This is a genomic window from Clostridium sp. YIM B02551, from assembly GCF_022324735.1.
GTDB lineage: Bacteria > Bacillota > Clostridia > Clostridiales > Clostridiaceae > Clostridium_T > Clostridium_T paridis.
The window spans coordinates 68327-91014 of the sequence record NZ_JAKGTF010000002.1; the positions used below are offsets into that span (position 1 = coordinate 68327).

Consider the following 22688-nt stretch of genomic DNA (forward strand, 5'->3'; position numbering starts at 1 on the left):
TGCTTGCACATTATGTCTATTGTTGTTAACCGTCCCTAGCTAATTTTTAGAATTCTTCTCCGTTTGTTTCTATAACTTTCTTATACCAATAGAAACTATCTTTCTTTATTCTTCTTAAATCTTTTTCGCTATGCTCATCTCTGTTTACATATACGAACCCATATCTCTTTTGATATCCATTTAACCAGCTTAGTAAGTCTGTAAATGACCAAGTACAGTAACCAACTAGATCTACTCCATCAGTTACAGCTTCTTTACAAGCTTCAACATGAGCTCTTAAATAATCTATTCTATATTCATCTTTTACAACATCATTTTCTTCTAAAGTATCATATGCACCCAAACCATTCTCTGTTATTAGAACTGGCAGATCGTATCTATTAGTTATTCTTCTAAGTGCAACCCTTAAGCCTGTTGGATCAATGGTCCAATCCCAATCAGTAGTCTTAAGATATGGATTCTGTACATTCTTAAATAATCCTGGTATTCCGCTTTCGCTTGAACTACCTTTTTTACCTGTAGTATTCATCTTACCTTCACCAACTCCATCTAGTGGGTTTGATGCAACTACTCCAGATTGATAATAATTTACTCCCATAAAGTCAGGTTTTCCAGCCTTTAATAATTCTAAATCTCCAGGCTGAATTTCAGGAGCTACCCCTCTTCTCTTTAATTCATTGAACATAATCTTTGGATATTTTCCCCATGCATAAACGTCCATCCACCAATGATTGTTATGCTCTAATGCATTTTCAAAAGCTAATATATTCTCTGGAGAACAATCTAATGGATATACTGGTCCATAAGCAAAGCTTGGTCCTATTTTACCATCCTTAACGATTTCTCTAAAAGATTGTATTGCTTTAGCATTAGCTAAACTTGCTATATGATTGGCATGAAGCATTCTCTTTGTATCCTTTACACCTGGTGGGTGTAATGCTGTACTATAGCCTAATCCAATAAACACATTTTGTTCATTTAGTGTAACCCAATACTTAACTCTGTCTCCGTATCTTTTAAATAATGTTACACAATAATTATTAAAGTCATCTATTACCTCTCTTGATTCCCAGCCTCCATATAAATCTTGAAGTGCTTTAGGTAAATCCCAATGATATGCTGTAATTACTGGTTCTATGTTGTATTTTATCAATTCATTAATTAAGTCATCATAAAATTTCAAACCTAATTCATTTACTTGTCCTCTTCCTTCTGGATAAATACGTGCCCAAGCAATTGAGAAACGGTATGCCTTTAATCCCATCTCAGACATTAATTTTACATCTTCTTTAAATCTGTGATAATGATCTACTGCCACACTACCATCAGTACCTTCAAATGTTGTTCCTGGAATCCTTACATATTCATCCCATATTGAAAGACCTTTTCCATCCTCTTCCCATGCACCTTCTACTTGATATGCTGCTGATGCTGAACCCCAAAGAAAATCTTTAGGAAATTTTTCTAGCTTTTCATGGAACATATATTTCACCTCTTTGTATAAATATTTCACCTCTTCATTATAAGTGTTAACTTTAAAAAACTTGTTTTTTTAGATGTGACTTATAACTAAATTCTTTGCTATATAAATTATTGTTTTACTTAGTATAATTAATAAATCACCTTAGCTTTTTTACATTATTTTGTATATTATCAACAATATAGATTTTTTAAGGAAGACTTTTTTAACACTATTCACATGTAATTCAAATATATCCCACACCAACAAAATATAGGTACCTTTCTGAAGATTAGTTTGTTTTTCTTGTTTTATTTCTTGTGCTTATAAATAAATTTAAAAGATGTAGTAATACTATTTATTTACTACATCTCCTTAATTCACTATTTTTCTGCCACTGCCCTTAGCCAATTTCTTTCTTCTATTACATCTATAGATATATTGTTATATCCTGCCTTGATCAATAAATCTTTTAATTCTTCTGGAGAGTATATTTTCATCTTTCCAGTTGCTAAAGATTCATCATTCCGCTCCTTGAACCTTTCACTTGAATACACTTCATTTATAATCAGGAATTTACCAGTTGGTTTTAAAACTCTAAGAACTTCCTTTATATTTGCTAAAAAGTCTAGCCAGAAATATATGGTCTCAACTGCTGTAATAATATCAAACATTTCATCATCATAAGGTAATTTTTCAACACTGGCGTTAGATATATATACTCTTCCTTCATCAATAAGTTCTTTATTAAATTCTCTTGCCCAGTTAACACAATCTATAGAATAATCAATTCCAAACACCTTTCCATTCTTAGATAAACTAGCTAATCTATTAACTGTTCTTCCCCCTCCACAGCCAATATCTAAAATAATACCCTCTTCTTTTATCGAAAGTCTATCTAATCCCCAGCCAGTTAATTCATAATGATTTTGATTCATATCATCAACTACAAATTTCCCCAAGTCACCAGTAGGTTTTCTGCATTGATTCAATCTTTTCGCTATTTCACTCATCTATCGCGCCTCCTTAGTTGATTTTGATTATCACTTGCTTTATATTTTTATACTATTATATAGTTTTTATAAAGTAAATATCAATTATGTAAAAAGGTAGGGAGCATTCATTTCGAATACTCCCTACCTTATTTACTTCATTACTTTTCTTAATAAACGTACTTTTTCCTTTGTATATGGAGGAAAAATAAATTTCATATTTATCTTTGTACTTTTCTTTAGAACACTTTTTTTATGTGAAAAAGTCTCAAAACTCTTGACACCATGGTATGATCCCATACCTGAATTACCAACACCACCAAAAGGCAGGTAAGGCGTAACTAAATGTGTCATCGTATCATTAATGCACCCACCACCATAAGAAACATTCTCAATAACCTTACTCTCTACTTCTTTATTTTCAGTAAACAAGTATAATGCTAGAGGCTTAGGTTTAGAATTTACCATATCTATTACTTCTTCAAGATCGTTATATTCTAATATAGGTAGTATAGGTCCAAAGATTTCATCTTCCATTACCTTATCCTCTAGTGTGACATTATCCATAATAGTTGGTTCTATATAAAGAGTATCTTTATGTGTTCTTCCTCCAAACACAACTTTCTTTTCATCAATAAGCTCTACAAGCCTATCAAACTGTCGTTCATTAACTATCCTACCAAAGTCATTACTTGTTTTTATCTCTATTCCATAAAATAATTCTATCTGCTCTAATATTTTTTCAATAAGCTTAGCTTTTATTTGTTTATGGACTAATAAATAATCCGGAGCTACACAAGTCTGCCCTGCATTCATAAACTTTCCCCAAACAATTCTCTGAGCTGCTATATGTAGATCTACTTCTTTATCTACTATACAAGGACTTTTTCCTCCTAATTCCAAAGTTACTGGCACAAGGTTCTTAGCAGCTGCCTCCATAACTATTTTTCCAACTGGAACACTTCCTGTAAAGAAAATATAGTCAAAAGGTGCATTAATTAAGGCTGATGTAGTCTCTCTTGCTCCTTGCACAACGCTGACATACTCCTCTTCAAAGGTTTCTTTTATAACTTTCTCTACTACCTTGGCTACATTTGGAGTAAATTCTGAAGGCTTAATTACTGCACAATTTCCCGCAACTATAGCCCCAATTAAAGGTTCAAATATTAGTTGAAAAGGATAATTAAACGGGCCAACAATTAAGACTACTCCATAAGGCTCTGAATATATATAGCTTTTTGAACCAAAATGAACTAATGGAGTTTTAACCTTCTTCACTTTAGCTAACTTCCTTAGGTTCTTAGTAAAATATTTAATACTATCATATAAGTATCCTATTTCTGAAGCATAACCATCAAATTCTGATTTATTTAAATCCTTTTTTAATGCTTCTAGAATTAAACTTTCATTTTCCTTAATAACTTTTTTAAGTTCATTTAATTTACTTAATCTAAAATCTATATTTCTTGTTTCACCAGTTCTAAAGTATTTTTTATGTTTTTCAATAATTTTTAATACTTCCTCGTTATTTAGTTCCTTCATAAACCCCAACTCCCTCTAAATGTTAATTTAAATTAACTCTTCTATTTTTATATATGGATTTCTATATCTATTTTTATTTATTGTTGACTTCCCTAGATTAATTGCTTTCTTTGGACACGCATTTATACAGGCCATGCAATCCACACACTTACCATTCCATGTTGGTCTTTCATTAACCATTTTGATATTATCTGTTGGGCAAATTCTTTCACATATACTACAATTAATACAACTATCATTTACATTAAAGCTTTTGTCCTTATTTTTATATAACTCTCTCCAGGCCTTATTCATTAAATTGCTAAAGCCCTTCTTAAAATCCTTATTCTTTATCTCTCTGTTCTTTAAGGATACTATAAAATTACTTAATAGCTCTTTATTAGCTTCAATAGCTTTAATTGTTCTTTCTTCTGTTGGATTTAGTCCCATTCTTGTATAATTTGAAATGTATTTTACTTCGGCATGATTATTTATTCTATTTCCAGCTTTTAAAAATTCATTTATTTCTGCAAAGGAGTTGTCTGAATGCCCTCCTCCAGTTACCTGCACTGCAAATATATATGGATTATTCTTAATAACTATTTTAGATATAAATTCTCTAACTAAAATTGGTAGTGAGAAACTATGAAGTGGAAATACAAATCCTATCATATCAGCTTCATATTCAAGTTTCCCTTCTTTTAAAGCTCTCGGAATTGAGATAAGCTCGCAATTCTCCAAACTATTTCCTATCTCTTTTGAAACATATAAAGAATTACCTGTTGACGAAAAATAAAATATCTTGCTACTCATTATAAAAACTCCCCTTAATTATATTGATCTTTGAAGAAATAAAGTTACCCATTCATTACTTTTTGTCTTTTTAACTAAAGAATACCCTTGAAATTCTATTTGTTTAAATACATCCTCATAACTCCATTCTACTAATCCAGATACTAATAATATACCATTAGACTCTATTACAGAATTGATTAGTTCCATTGAAGCTAGGGTTTCTTCCCCTCCTATGTTTATAAAAACAACATCATATTTCTCTTTTACCTCTAATTTTTCCTTTGTAACATCTTTTATTAATACTTCTACGTTAGTTAGGTTATTTAATGCTGCATTATGCATAACCTCCATGGTCACATCTCTAATATCTAATGCAACTACTTTAGCCGCATTTTTTAGTGCAGCTCCAATCCCAAGAATTCCTGAACCAGCACCTAGATCTAATACTTTTTTATCACTAAAATCTAAATCCAATATATATCTAAGCATATCTTGAGTAGTTTCATGTAATCCTGTGCCAAAGGAACCCTGAGGCTCAAAATTTATTTTCTTATAGTTTTCTAATGTAAGGGACGGCTCACCTATAACCCATCCATTTTTTAAATCTACAGGTTCGAAGGGTTCTTGCCAATTTCCCTCATTTATTTCAGATAAATTAATATCTTCATCTAACTTTAATCTATTCTTAATTTTATCTATAACTTTTAAACATTCATCTTCACTTTCACAGTCAGGATATACCTTTAAAAGAACATCCTCATCTTCCTTTTCATAATATCCATAACCATTGTTATCAATTGTAACCTGGAACGGAGTTTCGTAATAAGTTGAACTTAATCCTATCTCTTCTAACTTTTCAAGAATATCCTCAATATTAGAATGATTTATTATAAATGATATTTCAAACATAAAATTCTCCTTTGTTATCTCTTTGTTTTAATTTCAATTATACTATTTTTCTAAATAAATTACATAAAATAAAGAAAAAACAGCTACATGCTTATAAAAATTAGGCATGTACCTGTTATTAAACTTATTTACTTAGCGCATTTTCTATAGATTTAAGATATGCTTTACTTGTTACAGTCGCACCAGTCACAATATCAACATCTGTATTTTGTTTATCTATAACTTCCTTAGTAATATTCTTTGTTACATCAGAAAGATTAAACTTAACATCCTTAGTTACACTTATATCAGTAATCTTATGATTTTTAACAGTTACATCTAATTCATTAGTCCATCTTCCTTCTTTATACTGTCCGTGATAAACTCCGTCACTTAATTTTGATACATCTATTTTATTCACACTCACTTCTTTCCCTGAGCTTAATCCTCTAGTCATATAAAATATTCCACCAGCTATAACTAATATTAGGATAACTAATACAGTCAGCAATACTTTTAAAACCTTTTTCATAATAATACTCCCTTTTATTTATTAAGCTTTATTTATATTTTTCGCAAATTTATCTATATTTTCTTTTGATAAAGTTGAGCTATCTTTATCACTTTTTGTAACCTTCTTTACAATAAATCTCTCTAGAAGATTTAACTTACTAAAAATAAATTCTCCACCAAAGAATCCCTTAGTTATTGAAGTGTCTAAAAGTTCCTTTGGGTAAGCCATATTTATTTCTTGCTCTGCTTCTGCTCCATCTCTCATACCACAAATAAAAAGTGCAACTCTCTTATCTTTAAGGATATCAAGATTTTTAGTGCAGAAGGTTTTTACTTCCTTTAGTATTTGTCCCATATAAACTGATCCGCCAATAATTATCTTATCGTATTTTGATAAATCAGTTTCAGCTTCTTTAGTTAGGTCTAACTTCTGAACCTCTCCTTCTAGGGATTGTTCTAGTATCCCGACACATTTTTCTGTAAATCCATGTTTGGTAGCATAGGCAATTAATGTTTTCATAATTTACACTCCTTTTAAATCTTTATTCCATTAATAAGTATTTCAAAGTGATGATTAATAAGCCTTTCTTTTTGTTCTTTTGAAATATTTTCTTCTAAAATAAGTCTTGAAATTAATCCATGAGTTGCTGTCCATAATATTTGGGCAGTAAGTTCAACATCCATAGGTTTAAAATTTCCTGTTTCCATTCCTAAGTTTACTAGATTGCATAATCCTTGAAGGCTTTTTCTTTCTTTTGAGATTCCTCTCTCTAAAATATTTACCTTATCTTTAACTTCTTCAATATTGCTCATTAAAATAATCTTGAATTCTTCTGGTGATTTAAGCATCAAATCTATATAAAGCCTTAAGCCTTCCTCTAATGTCTTTTCTGGATTTTCTCTATCTAAAGGCACTTTACTTATGGTCTCTAATATTCTCTTATACCCTTCTCCAACCATTACAGAGATAATTTCTCCTTTATCTTTAAAGTAATGATAAATAATTCCTGGAGAATATTCTATTTTATTTGCTATCTTTCTTATTGATAATTTTTCAAATCCTTCTTCAACTAATATTTCTTTTGCCGCATCTATTATTTTATTTTTTATAGTTTCTTTTTCATTTTCTCTTCTCTCAGATATACTCATATTACCCTCCATTTTTGAACAGTGTATTTTTATTGAACACTGTTTAATTTTATTTTACTCCTACTTTTTGCCATTGTAAATAACCAAATAAGAAGATTTATGATAAATTCTCACAATATAAAAAAGAGTATCCCAAAAATAATTTGAGATACTCTTTAATAATTCATAAATATTTAATTGTACTAGTGTCCTTTTTTCTTTTGTTTTTTCTTTTCTTGTTTTTTTATGAATTTTTTCTCTTCAATTTCCTTACGATATTCTTTTCTTCTATGTCGTCTTTCTTCCTTTTGAGTTTCATACTGAAGCTTCATAACTTCTTGAGCTTTGGTCCCTATACCCTCAACTTGTATTTCTTTCTTTAGCTTTCTTTGAAGTCTTTTAGGATTTATTGCTCTAACTATTTCTTTTTCAATCTGAAGAGAAATACTAAATTTCAAAGCCTTATAATTTCTAAGTATATATTCATATACTTCATAATCCTTTGGTTCTGAGCCAAACACAACTCTAGCTACAGACAGCTTATCTCCTTCAGATTTTTCAAAGACTCCAACCCAAAAAGGTTCCTGAAAATAGACCGTAAGTTTAATTTCCGTATTCATTTTTGTTTCCTCCTGAATTGTATATAACTACAGAGAACGGACAACCCCAGGAGGGCAGGTTACTTACAAAGTTATTATCTATGCATCCGGACTACCAACCGAATCGTGTTTTTATCTCTTAAAACAAATTATATCAGAAAAATACTAGAATTAAATACTCTACTTCTTAGATATTTTTACTCCTTTTACTAAAAATAAAACTGAAAAAGTAAGGATAGGTATTAGACTAAATACATTTGAAGCATCTATGCTTCCACTTAAACCTATTGAGATTAATATAAATATTGAAAACAAAATTCCCAGACTTCCAACAACAATTAATCCCACTTTTGATTTACTAAAATTTTTAACTAGCAGTGTTTGTTTCCCTGAGGTCCAATATGAAGGGCTATTAACGTTTCTGTTATATTCTTCTATTTCTTTTATAGATTTTTCTAAATCCTCTTTACTTGAATTCACAATAACTCCCCCTTTTATAAATTTATATGACTCCAGATTCTAATATACTAAAAGAAACATCCTCACAATTTATTTCTGCTAATGCACCATAAGGTAAAATACACATAGGTGAAGTATGCCCAAAATTCACATTATACAAAATAGGTAGTTCTTTAAACTTTAGTTCATTTCTTACAACAGTTAATATAGCTTCTTTATATTCATCATAATAGCAATTATCATAAGGCTTCGCGAAAATTATTCCATTGATTTTATTTAGAATTCCAAGTGTACCATAACTTCTTATCCAACATTCAACAAGTGCTGGATCTGGTTTATCTTCAGAAGTCTCAAAAAATAAGATTCCATTTTCAAATTCATCTATACTTGGCCATAATTCAGTACCTTTCATCATTTCTAGAACTTCAATACAGCCACCAATTAATCTTCCTTGAACCTTCCCCTTACCTTGTAATAATTCATAACCCTGATTCTTTTCTAATTTTCTAGAAATATTCTTATTTTTCTCTTCCCAAGGCACTAATTCGCTTGTCCAAACTTCAGAAGCTGAAATACTCCCTATTACTCCATTATTAAACAAAACTTTATTAATCCAAAGTTTTGTATAATCATGCATTGCAACATTCTCTGCAAACTCACATAAGATAGAAGGTCCATAGAACGAAGATAATCCAGCTTTATAGCATATCATATGTGTTATTGTCGTGTCTGAATACCCAATAAATACTTTAGGATTATTCCTGATTACATCAAAATCTATATATGGTAGGATTCTGATACTTTCATTCCCACCTATACATGAGAAAATCCCTTTAATAGACTCATCCTTAAATGCCATCATTAAATCCTCAGCTCGCTTTTCAGGATTGTTATAAATAAATTCAGTTCCCTTTAAGGTGTTTGGCATTTCTACAACTTGTAAACCAAACTCTTCTTCTAGTCTCTTCTTACCAATGTTGTATCTCCAAATAATATCGCTATCTCCTGCTCCTCCCCAAGAAAGACTTATGGTTGCAATCTTATCTCCTGGCTTTAAAGCAGTTGGTTTAATTAACGACATATCAATTCCCTCCAATCCATCTTTTTTGTTAAATATTTCAATCATTGTATCATACTCCTCCACATGCTATCAACACAATAAACTTGAAATCCCCCATAATCATATAAACTTAAGAAACTTTACATAATATTTAACAATTTATCATCAAACTCACTTTTAAATTAATTATATATCAATTAAAAAACATTTTATTTTTACTTTTTGTATAAATTTTCTTTTATTTTTAAAATATTGATTTTTGCATCTAATGCTTTTATAATATAACAAAACAGTACAAAACGTTATAAAACATTATAAAACATTTCATTTTCGTATGTTTTAATCACGTTTTGTCACTTCATGTCATTATATTTACAAAAAGGGGGGTCTATTTATGAGGTTCACAAAAAAAATAATAATATCTATTTTAACTACTATATTTATTATTTCAGCTACTGGTTGTTCTCAAAAAGCTAAAGATGTTTCTGCTGATAATAAACAAATAACACTTACCATATCAGCAGCTGCAAGCTTAAAGGATTCAATGGAGGAAATTAAGACTTTATATACTAAAGATAAACCAAATGTTAAATTAACTTATAATTTTGGAGCATCTGGTACTCTTGAACAACAAATAGAGCAAGGGGCTGAAGCCGATATATTTATATCTGCTGCTCCGAAGCAAATGGATTCATTAAAAGATAAAAGTTTAATTCAAGATGATTCTCGTATAAATCTACTTGGTAATAAGGTTGTTTTAATCGTACCTAATGAAAGTTCATTAAGTCTTACTTCTTTTAATGATATTGCAAATGATTCTGTGAAAAAAATTGCTCTAGGAGAAGCAAAAAGTGTACCTGCAGGTCAGTATGCTGAACAAGTTTTCACTAAACTTAGCATATTAGATAACGTTAAAAACAAAGCTGTTTATGGAAAAGATGTTAAAGAAGTATTAACTTGGACTGAAAGCGCAAATGCGGATGCAGGTGTTGTTTACGAAACTGATGCAAAAACATCTTCAAAAGTAAAAATAATCTGCGAAGCACCATCAGATTCCTATAGCCCGGTTTTATACCCTGCTGCTGTTTTAAAAGATAGTAAAAATGCTGATGCTGCTAATGAATTTTTAAAATATCTATCCAGCGACAAATCGAAAGTTGTTTTTGAAAAATACGGATTTACTTTTATGCCAAAATAAAAATAATCAAGGAGGTACTACCTATGGAAATGGATTTAACACCTTTATGGATATCAATGAAAACTGCCTTTTTTGCTACAACTATTACCTTCTTCCTCGGAATAATAGCGGCTTGGTTTTTAACTATAAAAAAAGGTAGATTTCATAGTATTATAGATACTATTTTCATTTTACCAATGGTACTGCCTCCTACCGTATTAGGCTTCTTTCTACTTGTTATATTCGGTAGAAATAGCCCTATAGGTAAGCTTCTTTATTCAATAGGGATAAATGTAATTTTCTCTTGGCCAGCAACTGTTATCGCTGCTTCCGTTGTTGCCTTTCCGTTAATGTATAGAACATCTAAAGGTGCCTTTGCTCAAATAGATGAAAACTTACTAAATGCCGCAAGAACTCTTGGTGTATCAGAGCTTAGGATATTTTGGACTATAACAATCCCTTTAGCTTGGCCCGGAATTGCTGCTGGTACAATTCTTGCGTTCACAAGATCATTAGGTGAATTTGGTGCAACTCTTATGATTGCTGGTAATATTCCTGGTAAAACTCAAACCATTCCTATAGCAATTTTTTTCGCTATGGAAGGTGGAGAAATGGACAAAGCACTGCTTTGGGTATTACTAATATTTACCCTCTCACTTATAGTAATACTTTTAAGTAATTACTTTACTAGAAATGGAAATAATCTTTCAATTAAAGGAGGGATAAATAGATGAGTCTTTTCGTAGATATAAAAAAATCCTTACCTGGGTTTGATCTTAATGTAAATTTTGATTCTACCAAGCATACGCTAGGTATACTAGGTGAGTCCGGTTGTGGTAAAAGTATTACCTTAAAATGTATTGCAGGTTTAATAAAGCCTGATAGTGGTAAGATAATTTTAAATAACAAGATACTATTTGATTCTGAAAAAGGAATTAATGTTCCGATTCAAAAGAGGAAAATAGGTTTTCTTTTTCAAAATTATGCTCTTTTCCCTCATATGACTGTAGAAGAAAATATTGCTTATGCTATGAAAGGTTATTCAAAAACTCAAAAAAGAGAAATTACAAATGAGAACTTAAATTTGATGAGAATTAGCAACTTGAGAACTAATTATCCTCATCAATTATCTGGTGGACAACAACAAAGGGTTGCATTAGCAAGAGCTCTTGCTGTTGAACCTGAAGCTTTGCTTTTAGATGAGCCTTTTTCTGCTTTAGATAATCATTTAAGAAGCATAATGATAAAACACATGACTGAAACTCTATCAAATTATAGTGGATCAACTTTGTTTGTGACTCACAACCTAGAAGAAGCCTTTGCTTTATGTGAAAACTTAGTTATAATTTCAAAAGGACGTAATGTTTCAAATGGAGATAAAAATGAAATATTTAAAAATCCTTCTTCTATTGCAGCTGCAAAAATAACTGGTTGTAAGAATTTATCTAAAGCTAAAGTTATTTCCACAAATACTATAGAACTAACCGACTGGAAATGTACTATTAAATTAAATAAAGAAATACTACCAGCTATTACACATATAGGTATACGAGCTCATTATATAACTTTAGCCAAAGAAAATTCCATTAATAGCTTTAATGTTTGGCCTTCATATACTTGTGAAACACCTTTCAGAAGAATGGTTTATCTTAAGCTACACAAAGAACCCACTTCTCCTGATGATTATAATCTTCAGTGGGACATATCTACAGAAGAATGGAATTTAATTAAGGATACACCTTTGCCATGGAGAATATCCTTAAACGAAGATTTTTTAATATTTATAAGAGAAGATTAAAATCCCAGAATGCATTAAACATCTGGGATTTAATATTTTTTATATTCTGTAAAACTTATCATTTTAAGTTTCTGCAACAACTTTACCTAATTCTGATAAATCATATCCACCAATTCCCTCGAGTTCTCTTTTAAACTCTTCCGAATTAATTATTTCTATTACTGCTCTATAGTGAGGTTTATTTAAATCTTCTTTCTTTATTACCATCTCATATCTTTCTTTGTGCAGTGGAATAAAATCAATTCCACTAACCTGTAATCCATTCTTTTCATTTCCTAATCCAACATCTGCACTCCCTCTAACTACGGCACTAGCTACTAGCAAATGAGAAAAACATTCTCTATTATATCCTTTTAAATTACTAGAATCTATTTTTAATTTTTTTAGATATTCGTCTAATAATATCCTTGTTCCGCTACCTTTTTCCCTATTAACAAATGTTATATCGTCTCTTTTAAGATCTTCAAAACTCTTAATATTCTTTGGATTTCCATTTTTAACATAAAACCCTTGTAATCTAGTTGCTAAATTTATAATCACTGCTGGAGTTCCAGGAAGTAATCTCTTAACATAAGGTATGTTATATTGTCCTGTTTCACCATCCCAAAGATGTGCTGTAGCAATATGTACCTTTCCATGATAAAGAGAATATAGTCCATCGTAACTTCCTATATAGGATCTTAGTGCCAATGTTCCATTAGGATGATTCTGAAGGTATCTAGATAAAATATCCAATATTATATCTTGACCACATATTACAAACCCTTGGTTGGTCGGTTGTTCGTTATAATAAAGAGGATTGCTAATTTGTGAATTTTCTATAGAATCTTCATTTTTAATTTTATTACTTTTTGTTCTATTTTTATATTCTTCAACATCATCTAAATCAACTCTAACCTTCTTACCAACCCGGTATGAATTAAGTTCTCCACGCTTAATTAGTTCATAGACTGTGTTTTTAGATATTTTAAGAAGTTCTGCTACTTCTATTGGTGTTAATGCAGTGCTATTAGCCATATTTTCCTCCAGAATAATTTATTTTTTCACTAGTAGTAATATATCACTATTATATCATTAAAAACCATTCCTGATAATTCTTGCACTAAAGTGTACTTATATAAAAATAATAATTTAAAAAATTAGCCGAATTGGTAATTATTTCACAATAAATTGCCAATTATTTTTCACTTTTCTAATTTTGATAACATTTACGTATTAATTTACTAAGAAACTCAAATTTTTCTTTGCAGATTATTGTTTATTCATGAGTAGAAATATGATATTATCAAAGTATGTAATATATTGTAGAGGAAGTGTTTAATATGTCGAAGAAAAGTAAGAATTCATTAAATTTAAGCAGCATAAGAGTGAGACTATTAAGTATTCTATTACTTTTATGTATTGTGCCCGTTTTAATACTTGGAATATTATCGTACAAGCAGTCTTATACCCTATTAAGCAATAAGCTTCAAGTTTCTGCAGATCAGAATCTTACACAAGTAAATAAAAGCATAGATAACTACTTCACAGGTATTGAAAATACTACTGATATGATGTCCGTAAATGCTAACTTGAGAGATATTGAAGCTCATCCAGAGTATCTTTCTAATGTAATGGGATTATTGGGAGATATAAAAAATAGTCATAAAGACTTTTTAAATGTATATTTTGGACATGCTACAAAGAAAATGGACATATATCCTGCCCAACAATTACCTGCAGATTATGATCCTACAATAAGACCATGGTATCAAAAAGCAGTTGAAAACAAAGGTAAAGTTGTTTTTTCTGATCCATATAAAGATGCTTCCAGTGGAAACTTTGTAGTATCTGTTTCTAAAGCAGTTGAAAACAATGGACAAATCGTAGGTGTTGTATCTATTGATTTAAGTTTAGATACCCTTTCTAAACAACTATCAGACATAAAACTAGGAAATAGTGGATATGTATATATAACTGATGCAGCTGGAAATGCTATTGCTCATCCAAATGCAGGTGAATTAGGTGCCAATAATGTTACTAAATTAGATATATGGAAAGATGTTCAGTCAAAAGCTAAAGGTTTTGGAACTTATACATATAAAGGTGAAAAGAAATTCTCTAGTTATGCCACTAATTCAATAACTGGATGGAAAGTTATTTCAGCAATGAATGAAACTGAGCTAACTAATGATACCAATGGAATTCGTAATACAACATTATATATTATTTTCGCTATAGCGGTTATTTCAATCATAGTTTCAATCTTAACTAGTAGATCTATTACTAAACATGTATTAAACTTAAAAGGGATTTTTGAGAAAGCCTCTGCTGGAGATCTTTCCTCAAGAATTAAGATAGATTCAAAGGATGAATTCTTAGAGTTAGGTGATAACTTTAATGAAATGTTAGATCAAATTACTAACATGATGGAGAATGTTAAAAACTCAGCAAATTCATTAACAGAGACTGCAGTATCTATTGACGATAGTGCAAATGAAACTGCAAAGGCTATAAACGAAGTTAGCTTAACAATTGACCAAGTAGCTCAAGGTACAACTTCTCAGGCTAGAGATATCCAAGAGGGTGCTGAAGCTATTGATAATTTAGCATTAAGAATTGAAAATATTGAGCAGCTAGCAAATAAGATGAATACAATTTCCAATGAAACTAATTCACTTAGCCAAGATGGATTAAAAGTAGTTAATGTACTTACTTCCAAAACCGAGGAAGCAAATTCTTCAACTATATCAGTTTCAAATGTTATAGATGAGATGAATGAATCAACTGCTCAAATTGGCTTAATCACTGATGCAATTAATAGTATAGCTGAGCAGACTAATCTATTAGCCCTTAATGCTGCTATAGAAGCTGCTAGAGCTGGCGAAGCTGGAAGAGGATTCTCAGTAGTAGCTGAAGAAATCAGAAAACTAGCTGAAGAATCTACTAGTGCTACTAATCAAATTCAACAGCTAATAGAGAAAATTAAAGGAAATACTCAACTAGCAGTTACTTCAATGCAAACTACAAAATCTGTTGTTAGAGAACAAACTGCAGCAGTAGGTCAAACTAAGGATATTTTCAGTAAAATCCTTGATTCTATAAATGATTTAATGAGCGGAATCAAAGAAACTCAGGCTTCAATTAATGATACTAATGCTCACAAGGATGATATAGTTAATAGAATTCAAAGTATATCTGCAGTTGCTGAGGAAAACTCTGCAAGTACAGAAGAAGTATCTGCTTCAACAGAAGAAATTACAGCTGTTATGAGTGAATTTACTTCTGCTTCAAACACTCTTAAGGAATTAGCTCAAAAACTGGAAGTAGAAATTAATCACTTTAAGCTCAAGTAATAAATAAAGAAGAGTATAAGTTACTTATACTCTTCTTTTCTTTTATGTATATAATATTATTTTCCTTGTGTATCCTTAATATCTCCACTTCCGTCAATTCTAACATTTACTTGAACCTCTAAATCTGTCTTTGATATTGGATTTTCTATATTATGATTGGGATATTTCATGTTCAATTCTCTTTCAATATTCAAAATATCTATACCATTCATTTTAAATTTATTAAATAATTCGTTACACTTTTTTGTTATCTTATCTTCAGCACTATCTTTTATCTCTTTTCTAATATTATCATCACTTAATCTTAAGCTAATTTGCGCTTCATTAACAGATAGTCTTGTGTCTATAACTATATTTGCTTTAATTCTACCATCCTCTAAATATACTTTTCTTTTAGGCTTACTTGATAAAATATTTAGAGAAACAATCTTTTCTTTATGCTCTGGATTTCCAACAAATAAACCTCCTGATTTAAGCTTGTTGTTTAAAAGATTATATGCCTCGACTTGCTCATTATTAATTTTATCTAACATTTTTCCATCTACTAAAACTGCTGCACCATTAACTCCAATTCTAGTTTTTATAGATTTTTCAGTCCTTTCAATAATAGGTATAACATTTGTCCTACTTCCCATAAGCTTATTATTTAAATAATTATTAAGTCTTAAATCAATTATATTTGAAGCTTTATTTTGATATAACATCATATTTTCAAGAAATTCCCCCAAATACTTCTCATCATCTAAAGAAATGTTAATAAACTTTTCAGGATCACCCTCATATATAAACATAAATTGTCTTAAGGTTGGTTTTGGATCTCTATCTGGAAAATCTGTAAAATTATCTAAGCCATATCTAGCAGCACCCTCTGTATAAATTAAAATTTTGTTTACATCATAAGCTATTTGATAACCTGCAGACATATAGAGGTCATTTAATGCATCATTTATACTTCTTCCTCTACCTTTTAAAATAACTTTTCTTTCAAAACCAGCCTTTTCTCCTTCTCCTCTTAACGCCTTAAAGCACTCATTATAAACTTTATATTCCTCCTCTTTCTCATCTATATCATATATCTGCAAACTTGAAAAAAGAAGCTTATTCATATCCCTGTAGTTGTAACATCCATTTAAATTCAAGGATATAACCATTAACATTATTAAAATTATTTTTCTCATGATTTCTCCTCCCTAGGAAGAATATCTGATGATATATTCTTTAAATCTCCTCTGAAGATTACATCTTTATACTTAAGCCTTTTTAATGTTCCTAATGGATAAAGATATGGATATCCACAACTTGTTAAGCTAGCAAGATGAGAAATAAATATAGTTACTCCCATGTAAAACCCAGGCAACCCTAATAGTGAAGAGAAAATAATAATTACCAAATTCCACATAAACACCCCTGCTTGCATACTAGGAATTAAATATGATGCTATTGCTGTAATGGCTACAACTACAACAGTAACTTGAGAAGCAAGCCCAGAGTTTACTGCAGCATCTCCTAAGATAAGTGCTCCAACTATACTCAAAGTAGGACCTATGGGCTGTGGCAATCTGACCCCTGCTTCCCTAATTATTTGAAAGAATACTATCATATATACAAGTTCCACTACTGTAGGAACTGGAACTCCAGCTCTAAATATTGCAATTCTATATAGAAAAATGGTAGGTACAAGCTTAAAATGATAAGTAATTAGTGAAAGATATAAGCCTGGAATTAACGTTGCCAACAAAAAACTAAACCATCTTAATATCCTTCCCAAATTAGCTGAGAACTTATTAAGTGTATAATCGTCAGTTGTTTGAAAGTTTTCTATAAAAAAGTATGGTGCTGTAATTGCAAAACTAGTTCCATCAGTTAATATAGCTACTCTACCTTCCATAATTTTTGATGATACAATATCAGGCTTTTCAGTATATCCTATAGTATCAAATGCAGTCCCTTTGCACCTTAATTCTTCTTCAATATTATTTTCAGATAACACTGAATTTTCTCCATAAGCTTCTATTATGTTATTTATTTTTCCTCGAACATAATTTATAAGCTTATCTGGAGCTGAACCCTGTATATAAATCATAGCTATTTCAGTTTTTGAATATTTTCCAATCTTCATATTTTCTATCTTTAAATCTTGAGTCTTTATTCTTCTTCTTATTGCTGATATATTATCTTGTATATTCTCTGTGAAGCCTTCTCTTGGTCCTTTAATTACAGTTTCAGTAATAGGTATATCAATTGCCCTTTTTACGAAACCCTTTGCCTCACAATAAATCGCCTTATTTAAATATGAAAATACTATCACCACATGAGCTGATAAAATAAGATCTATCGCATGATCCAAAGAATTGATATCATTTACCGTAGTCGCAACTATCACTTCTTTTTTAATTTTCTCAATATCATTACATGCTAGAGTATGTCTCATCATTGGAGCAATTACATATTCACTTATAAATTTTGCATCACAAAGACTATCCACATAAATTAATGTAATATTACCTTTGTCATTTCTTATTTCTCGATACTTAATATCATAAATGTTTGCCAACCTATTTTTTATGTCATTAACTTTTATATTATCCATATTTCATCACCAAATTTATTTTCTTACTAGTGGTGTAATAATATTCATTATCTTGCAGATAATACTTTTGTAAATATTTCATAAACTACATACTTAAGGAGGCATAACATGGATAAATTCTCTCCTAGACATTTTCTTTTTTTGATTCTAGGCGTATCCATAGTTTCATTAAAAACCTATCCATCAACCTATGTGAAAAATGGAGCAAGAGATAGTTGGATAGCAATAATAATATCCTCTATAATCATTTTCTTCTACTTTTTATACGTAATAGGAGTTTGGAGAAAAAATAATTCTTATACTATAAAAGAAATATACCAAACTTCATTAGGTAAACATTTAGGCAATGTTTTTTTCATACTATTCTTACTAACTCTTTTTCTTACTTTGATTGAATGTGCTTCTGTGGAATCTGACTCTATGCATGAAAATATGCTTTTAGAAACCCCAAACTGGTTTCTTATTTTATTTTTTACCATTCCATTACTCTATACTATAAATAAAAATATTGTAGCCATTGTAACAGTCACAATAATAGGTATTATACTTATATCCTTGGCAGGTATTAACCTTGGAATGCTAACTTCTAAATATAAACATATATCATACTTATTTCCTGTCTTAGAACATGGAATTAATGGAGGTTTTATTATTTGCATTCTAAAAACCTTAGGTCTTTATGGAACTGTTTCTATCGCTTTACCTTACATATCAAAAATTACTGATTCGAAAAATAAAATTATAAAGTATGTTATTATAGCCCTCCTAATATTAATACAAATGCAAATAATCTCTGTTTCTGGTATCATAATGACCTTTGGTCCTACTAGAGTCATGTCAATCAACTACACCAAATTACTACAAACTCAGCTAATAAGCTACTTTCAATTTTTAGAGTTTGGTGAGCTTTATGTTATTTTTCAAATCATAGATGGTTGGTTACTAAAATATATAATTACTTTTTATGCACTATTATCTACATTAAAGCTATATAATCTCAAAGAAAAACATACTAAATATGCGAGCTATATTCTAACTATCTTTATTATAACCGGGGCTTACTTTACAACTAAAAATTCTCTTATTCTATTTAAGCTACTAAACTATTATGAGTATATATGTTTGATTAACTTTGTATTAATCCCTTTTATTACATTCTTTTTGTTTAATTGGAGGATTAAGAAAAGTCAACTGATTAGTAAATACTAAAAAGATGCGCTTATTAATAAACGCATCTTTTTAGCTTATCAAGCTTCTTTATTTAATTTATGTGTTCCAAAAACTCTTAAGGCTACACCTACTATTTCAGGATTAAATTGCTTTCCTGACTCAAGTTTAATTATTTCTAGTGCCTCTTCTGATGTTTTAGCATCACGATAAGATCTTTTTGATGTTATAGCATCATAAGAATCAGCTAACTGAATAATCTGGGCAGGAAATGGAATCTCATCACCCTTTAACCCTTCCGGATATCCATGTCCATCATATCTTTCATGATGATGATATGCATAGTTTACAATTTTACCAAATCCACTAATTTTCTCTAAAACTTTTTTTGTATATAAAGGATGTTCCTTTATGACTTCATATTCTTCTTCAGTAAGCTTTCCCTTTTTTATTAGAATTTCATTAGGTATACCAATCTTGCCTACATCATGTAAAATAGCTGCTGTTCCAATATCTTTTATTAATTCTTCAGATAAATTCAATTCTCTAGCCAGTGCAATACTATAGTCTTTAACACGCTTTGCATGGCCTTCTGTATATATATCTTTAATTTCAATTGCGGATATTAATGCAGTAACTATTTCTTGATTCTTTTTAGTTTCATTCTCTCTATTAATTTTCTCTGCATAAAAGTTCGAAATTAACTGAGCATAAAATTTAAGAATCTTTTTTGACATCTTAGAAAATCCAGTTTTATTAAAATTATCTAGACATATTACGCCTAAATTCATTCCATTTACATGTATTGGTGCATACAAGCAAGTAAAATCTGTGTACGTTCCTAGTTTTTTAAATATTTCAATAGTCTCCTCACTATATCTACTATCATTTCGCTCAGAAATATGCACTTCATATGCATCTATATCTGAAAAACTTGAACATTCATAATCATTAAAAGCTTCATCAACACTTAACTCCAAACTTTTTATTATACTATAATCATAGCCTTGTAAAAAAATAGGGATATATTTGTCTTCATTCAGTTCATAAAAAGATCCCTTTTCAGCTTCTGGTATAAGCTTAAAGGCTGCGTTAAAAATCTTTTGTAAAAATTCTCTTTTATTTAACTTATGTGAATCAACTAATGAATCAACTATTAATGAAACCTTATTATTAAAAAAGTTTCTTTGCTCACTATTCATGTAAAGTGTTTTATTCATTCTTTTAATAGTGAATTTGTTTTTTCTCTCTAGCATCAGTAGAACCCCCAGTAAAATATCTATTAACAATTATAGCATATAACATCTAATTGTGATTAAAAAAATGAATATCCTCAAGTACTACTCTTAGATATCCATCTATTAATCTATATTTTGAACTTTTGAACCATATTCTTTAATATTTGTGATTGCTCTGCTTGAGACTGTGTAGACTTTGCTATGCTATTTATTGAATGAGTTATTTCTGCTACACTATTAGATATTTCTTGTGTTCCAGCTGATGATTCCTCAGCAGTTTGAGATACAATCTCTATAGCTTTACTTACTTGCTCTACTACTTCATTCATTTGTTTTGTGGATTGTGATATTTCTACTACCATATCATTAACAAATTCAGCATCTTTCTCGTATTGTATTCCTGTGCTCATCAATAATTCATAAATTGGTTTCACATTATTATCCATATAATTAAGAACATCTTCTCCACTTTCAGATAAATTTCTCACAGCGATTCCTATTTTCTTAATTGTATTTTGGATTTCTGAAACTGTATTTGCTGATTGCTCAGCTAATCTTCTGACTTCATCAGCTACAACTGCGAATCCTTTTCCTTGCTCCCCTGCTCTTGCTGCTTCTATTGCTGCATTGAGAGCTAGTAAATTGGTTTGCTCTGCTATTTCCCCAATTGAATTAGCCATTTCTTTTACATCCTCAACTACCTTAACTTCTTCAATGGCTTTAGTAATATTACTATGATTAATACTATAAATTCTATTTCCATCTTCAATACTTTTAGATGCCTTTTGTTTTATATTAAATGCTCTTTCTTTAATACTATTCACCGATATTTCTGCTTCTTTCGCTCTATTTGCTAGTAAATTGGTTGTTAAGCTTATTTCTTCAGTTGAAGCCCCAACCTCTTCAGCTGTAGCGCTCAAATCTTGAACCCCTTTTGTTATTTCTTCCGTGGATATATTAACAATATCCATTTTTGCTGATACCTCTTCAGTAACAATTGATAATTTTTCACTATTTGAATTAATTTCACTTGAACTATTTATAATTTCTGAAACTAGATTCCTAATATTTAGGGACGCATTATTCAATGCTTTTGCAACTCCCCCTATTTCATCATTTGTGTCATTTTTTATTTTTCCGGTTAGATTTCCCTCACCTATCAATTTTGCAAATTTTAAAAGTTCCTGCATATTTTTAGATATAAACATAGATATAATGATTCCAATTAAAATTGCAAATATAAGGCCTACTATTGTTATAGCGATCATAACTATTTTAGAAATTGAAAATACTTCATTATTTTGTTTATATGAATTATCAGCTTGTACAGTATTCATTTCTATAATCTTATTAAAATTATCATATAAGCTTACTTTTGCTTCTGTAACCTCAGAATAAGATTTATTTACTTCATCACTATTATTTATAACTGAATATTGCATTACTCTGCTTCCAGAATCTCTAAATTTCTTTAGATTATCTTTCATTTGACTGAATATATCTGCTTGTTCCTTAGATAATAATTTTTCTTCATAATTTTTAATTAAATCATCATCAGATGCTCTTAACTGATAAATTTCTTTTGTTAATTTTGCTTTTTCATCTGCGCTCAAATTTTGATAAGTTAACTTTAGTAAATCTGAATCTATATCAGCAACATCTTGCTTTATTGTAGTCATTGCTTTTATTGACTCTAAATTATAATCATGCATCTCTACTGCATTTGAATTAATCTTAGACATATCCTGTAGTCCTATAAACCCTACAAGTCCAATGAAAAGAGCTATAAGTATATATGTTGGTATAAGCTTTTGAGATATTCTTAGGTTCTTAAACCAATTCATAATATCTGCCTCCTTAATTAAGCTAATGAAAAAACTTAAATGCCTATGTCTTAATAAGACAAATCTATACGTTTTCATGCACAATATAATCTTAGCACAAACGAAAAGCCCCACAAATATGAAAA

At 30.0% G+C, this 22688-nt stretch carries 21 protein-coding genes; 5 read left to right on the plus strand and 16 right to left on the minus strand.

Translation table 11 applies throughout. The annotated features are described in order from the left end of the window. Window positions 1-46 precede the first annotated feature (46 nt). The 11 genes from L1S47_RS03025 to L1S47_RS03075 form a co-directional block, all read right to left on the minus strand. Complete coding sequence (locus tag L1S47_RS03025) at window positions 47-1483, minus strand: glycoside hydrolase family 1 protein (RefSeq protein ID WP_238882043.1); 1437 nt, start codon at window positions 1481-1483, stop codon at window positions 47-49. A 359-nt stretch (window positions 1484-1842) separates the two neighbouring features. Continuing rightward, window positions 1843-2472, minus strand: coding sequence for a class I SAM-dependent methyltransferase (locus tag L1S47_RS03030; RefSeq protein ID WP_238882044.1), 630 nt, complete (start codon window positions 2470-2472; stop codon window positions 1843-1845). Between the two features lie 132 nt (window positions 2473-2604). Further along, entirely contained in the window at window positions 2605-3993 is a 1389-nt protein-coding gene (locus L1S47_RS03035; protein ID WP_238882045.1) for an aldehyde dehydrogenase, read from the minus strand. Between the two features lie 27 nt (window positions 3994-4020). Then, window positions 4021-4785 carry an EFR1 family ferrodoxin gene (locus L1S47_RS03040; RefSeq protein ID WP_238882046.1) on the minus strand — a complete coding sequence of 255 codons (765 nt, stop codon included), beginning with the start codon at window positions 4783-4785 and terminating at the stop codon, window positions 4021-4023. 18 nt (window positions 4786-4803) lie between these two features. Then, the gene (locus L1S47_RS03045) at window positions 4804-5676 is read right to left on the minus strand and encodes a 50S ribosomal protein L11 methyltransferase (protein WP_238882047.1); all 873 of its coding nucleotides are present in this window, start codon (window positions 5674-5676) and stop codon (window positions 4804-4806) included. A 124-nt stretch (window positions 5677-5800) separates the two neighbouring features. Further along, window positions 5801-6187: an FMN-binding protein gene (locus tag L1S47_RS03050; RefSeq protein WP_238882048.1), complete on the minus strand. Its 387-nt coding sequence runs from the start codon at window positions 6185-6187 to the stop codon at window positions 5801-5803. Window positions 6188-6208: 21 nt separating this feature from the next. Continuing rightward, a complete protein-coding gene (locus tag L1S47_RS03055; RefSeq protein ID WP_238882049.1) occupies window positions 6209-6688 on the minus strand; it encodes a flavodoxin domain-containing protein in 480 nt (159 codons plus the stop codon). Window positions 6689-6702: 14 nt separating this feature from the next. After that, entirely contained in the window at window positions 6703-7317 is a 615-nt protein-coding gene (locus L1S47_RS03060; RefSeq protein ID WP_238882050.1) for a TetR/AcrR family transcriptional regulator, read from the minus strand. Between the two features lie 182 nt (window positions 7318-7499). Beyond that, window positions 7500-7916 carry a YjdF family protein gene (locus L1S47_RS03065; RefSeq protein WP_238882051.1) on the minus strand — a complete coding sequence of 139 codons (417 nt, stop codon included), beginning with the start codon at window positions 7914-7916 and terminating at the stop codon, window positions 7500-7502. A 159-nt stretch (window positions 7917-8075) separates the two neighbouring features. Further along, the gene (locus L1S47_RS03070; protein WP_238882052.1) at window positions 8076-8375 is read right to left on the minus strand and encodes a hypothetical protein; all 300 of its coding nucleotides are present in this window, start codon (window positions 8373-8375) and stop codon (window positions 8076-8078) included. Window positions 8376-8397: 22 nt separating this feature from the next. Further along, window positions 8398-9435 (minus strand): S66 peptidase family protein, encoded by a 1038-nt coding sequence (locus tag L1S47_RS03075; RefSeq protein ID WP_238882246.1) that lies wholly within the window; start codon window positions 9433-9435, stop codon window positions 8398-8400. Between the two features lie 373 nt (window positions 9436-9808). Here L1S47_RS03075 and modA point away from each other — a divergent pair, with 373 nt between their 5' ends. Genes modA through L1S47_RS03090 form a run of 3 tightly spaced genes read left to right on the plus strand, consistent with a single transcriptional unit; the run spans window position 9809 to window position 12389 of the window. Next, entirely contained in the window at window positions 9809-10612 is an 804-nt protein-coding gene (gene modA, locus L1S47_RS03080; protein ID WP_238882053.1) for a molybdate ABC transporter substrate-binding protein, read from the plus strand. Window positions 10613-10635: 23 nt separating this feature from the next. Further along, on the plus strand, window positions 10636-11325 hold the full coding sequence (gene modB, locus L1S47_RS03085) for a molybdate ABC transporter permease subunit (protein ID WP_238882054.1): 690 nt from the start codon (window positions 10636-10638) through the stop codon (window positions 11323-11325). Beyond that, the gene (locus L1S47_RS03090) at window positions 11322-12389 is read left to right on the plus strand and encodes a sulfate/molybdate ABC transporter ATP-binding protein (RefSeq protein WP_238882055.1); all 1068 of its coding nucleotides are present in this window, start codon (window positions 11322-11324) and stop codon (window positions 12387-12389) included. The genes modB and L1S47_RS03090 overlap by 4 nt, the downstream gene beginning before the upstream one ends. Window positions 12390-12452: 63 nt before the next feature. Here the strand turns inward: L1S47_RS03090 and L1S47_RS03095 are convergent, their stop codons facing one another. After that, a complete protein-coding gene (locus L1S47_RS03095) occupies window positions 12453-13406 on the minus strand; it encodes a helix-turn-helix transcriptional regulator (RefSeq protein WP_238882056.1) in 954 nt (317 codons plus the stop codon). Between the two features lie 305 nt (window positions 13407-13711). Between L1S47_RS03095 and L1S47_RS03100 the strand changes: the two genes are divergently transcribed. Next, the gene (locus tag L1S47_RS03100) at window positions 13712-15724 is read left to right on the plus strand and encodes a methyl-accepting chemotaxis protein (RefSeq protein ID WP_238882057.1); all 2013 of its coding nucleotides are present in this window, start codon (window positions 13712-13714) and stop codon (window positions 15722-15724) included. A 56-nt stretch (window positions 15725-15780) separates the two neighbouring features. Here L1S47_RS03100 and L1S47_RS03105 read toward each other — a convergent pair whose 3' ends face one another. Both L1S47_RS03105 and L1S47_RS03110 read right to left on the minus strand, forming a co-directional pair. Further along, window positions 15781-16902 (minus strand): Ger(x)C family spore germination protein, encoded by a 1122-nt coding sequence (locus L1S47_RS03105; RefSeq protein WP_238882058.1) that lies wholly within the window; start codon window positions 16900-16902, stop codon window positions 15781-15783. After that, window positions 16899-18314, minus strand: coding sequence for a spore germination protein (locus L1S47_RS03110; protein WP_238882059.1), 1416 nt, complete (start codon window positions 18312-18314; stop codon window positions 16899-16901). Before L1S47_RS03110 ends, L1S47_RS03105 begins: the two co-directional genes overlap by 4 nt. Before the next feature lie 108 nt (window positions 18315-18422). Here L1S47_RS03110 and L1S47_RS03115 point away from each other — a divergent pair, with 108 nt between their 5' ends. Then, window positions 18423-19523: an endospore germination permease gene (locus L1S47_RS03115; RefSeq protein WP_238882060.1), complete on the plus strand. Its 1101-nt coding sequence runs from the start codon at window positions 18423-18425 to the stop codon at window positions 19521-19523. 38 nt (window positions 19524-19561) lie between these two features. Here the strand turns inward: L1S47_RS03115 and L1S47_RS03120 are convergent, their stop codons facing one another. Together L1S47_RS03120 and L1S47_RS03125 are read right to left on the minus strand one after the other, a co-directional pair. Then, on the minus strand, window positions 19562-20737 hold the full coding sequence (locus L1S47_RS03120) for an HD-GYP domain-containing protein (protein WP_238882061.1): 1176 nt from the start codon (window positions 20735-20737) through the stop codon (window positions 19562-19564). A 110-nt stretch (window positions 20738-20847) separates the two neighbouring features. Then, a complete protein-coding gene (locus L1S47_RS03125) occupies window positions 20848-22563 on the minus strand; it encodes a methyl-accepting chemotaxis protein (RefSeq protein WP_238882062.1) in 1716 nt (571 codons plus the stop codon). Window positions 22564-22688 lie beyond the last annotated feature (125 nt).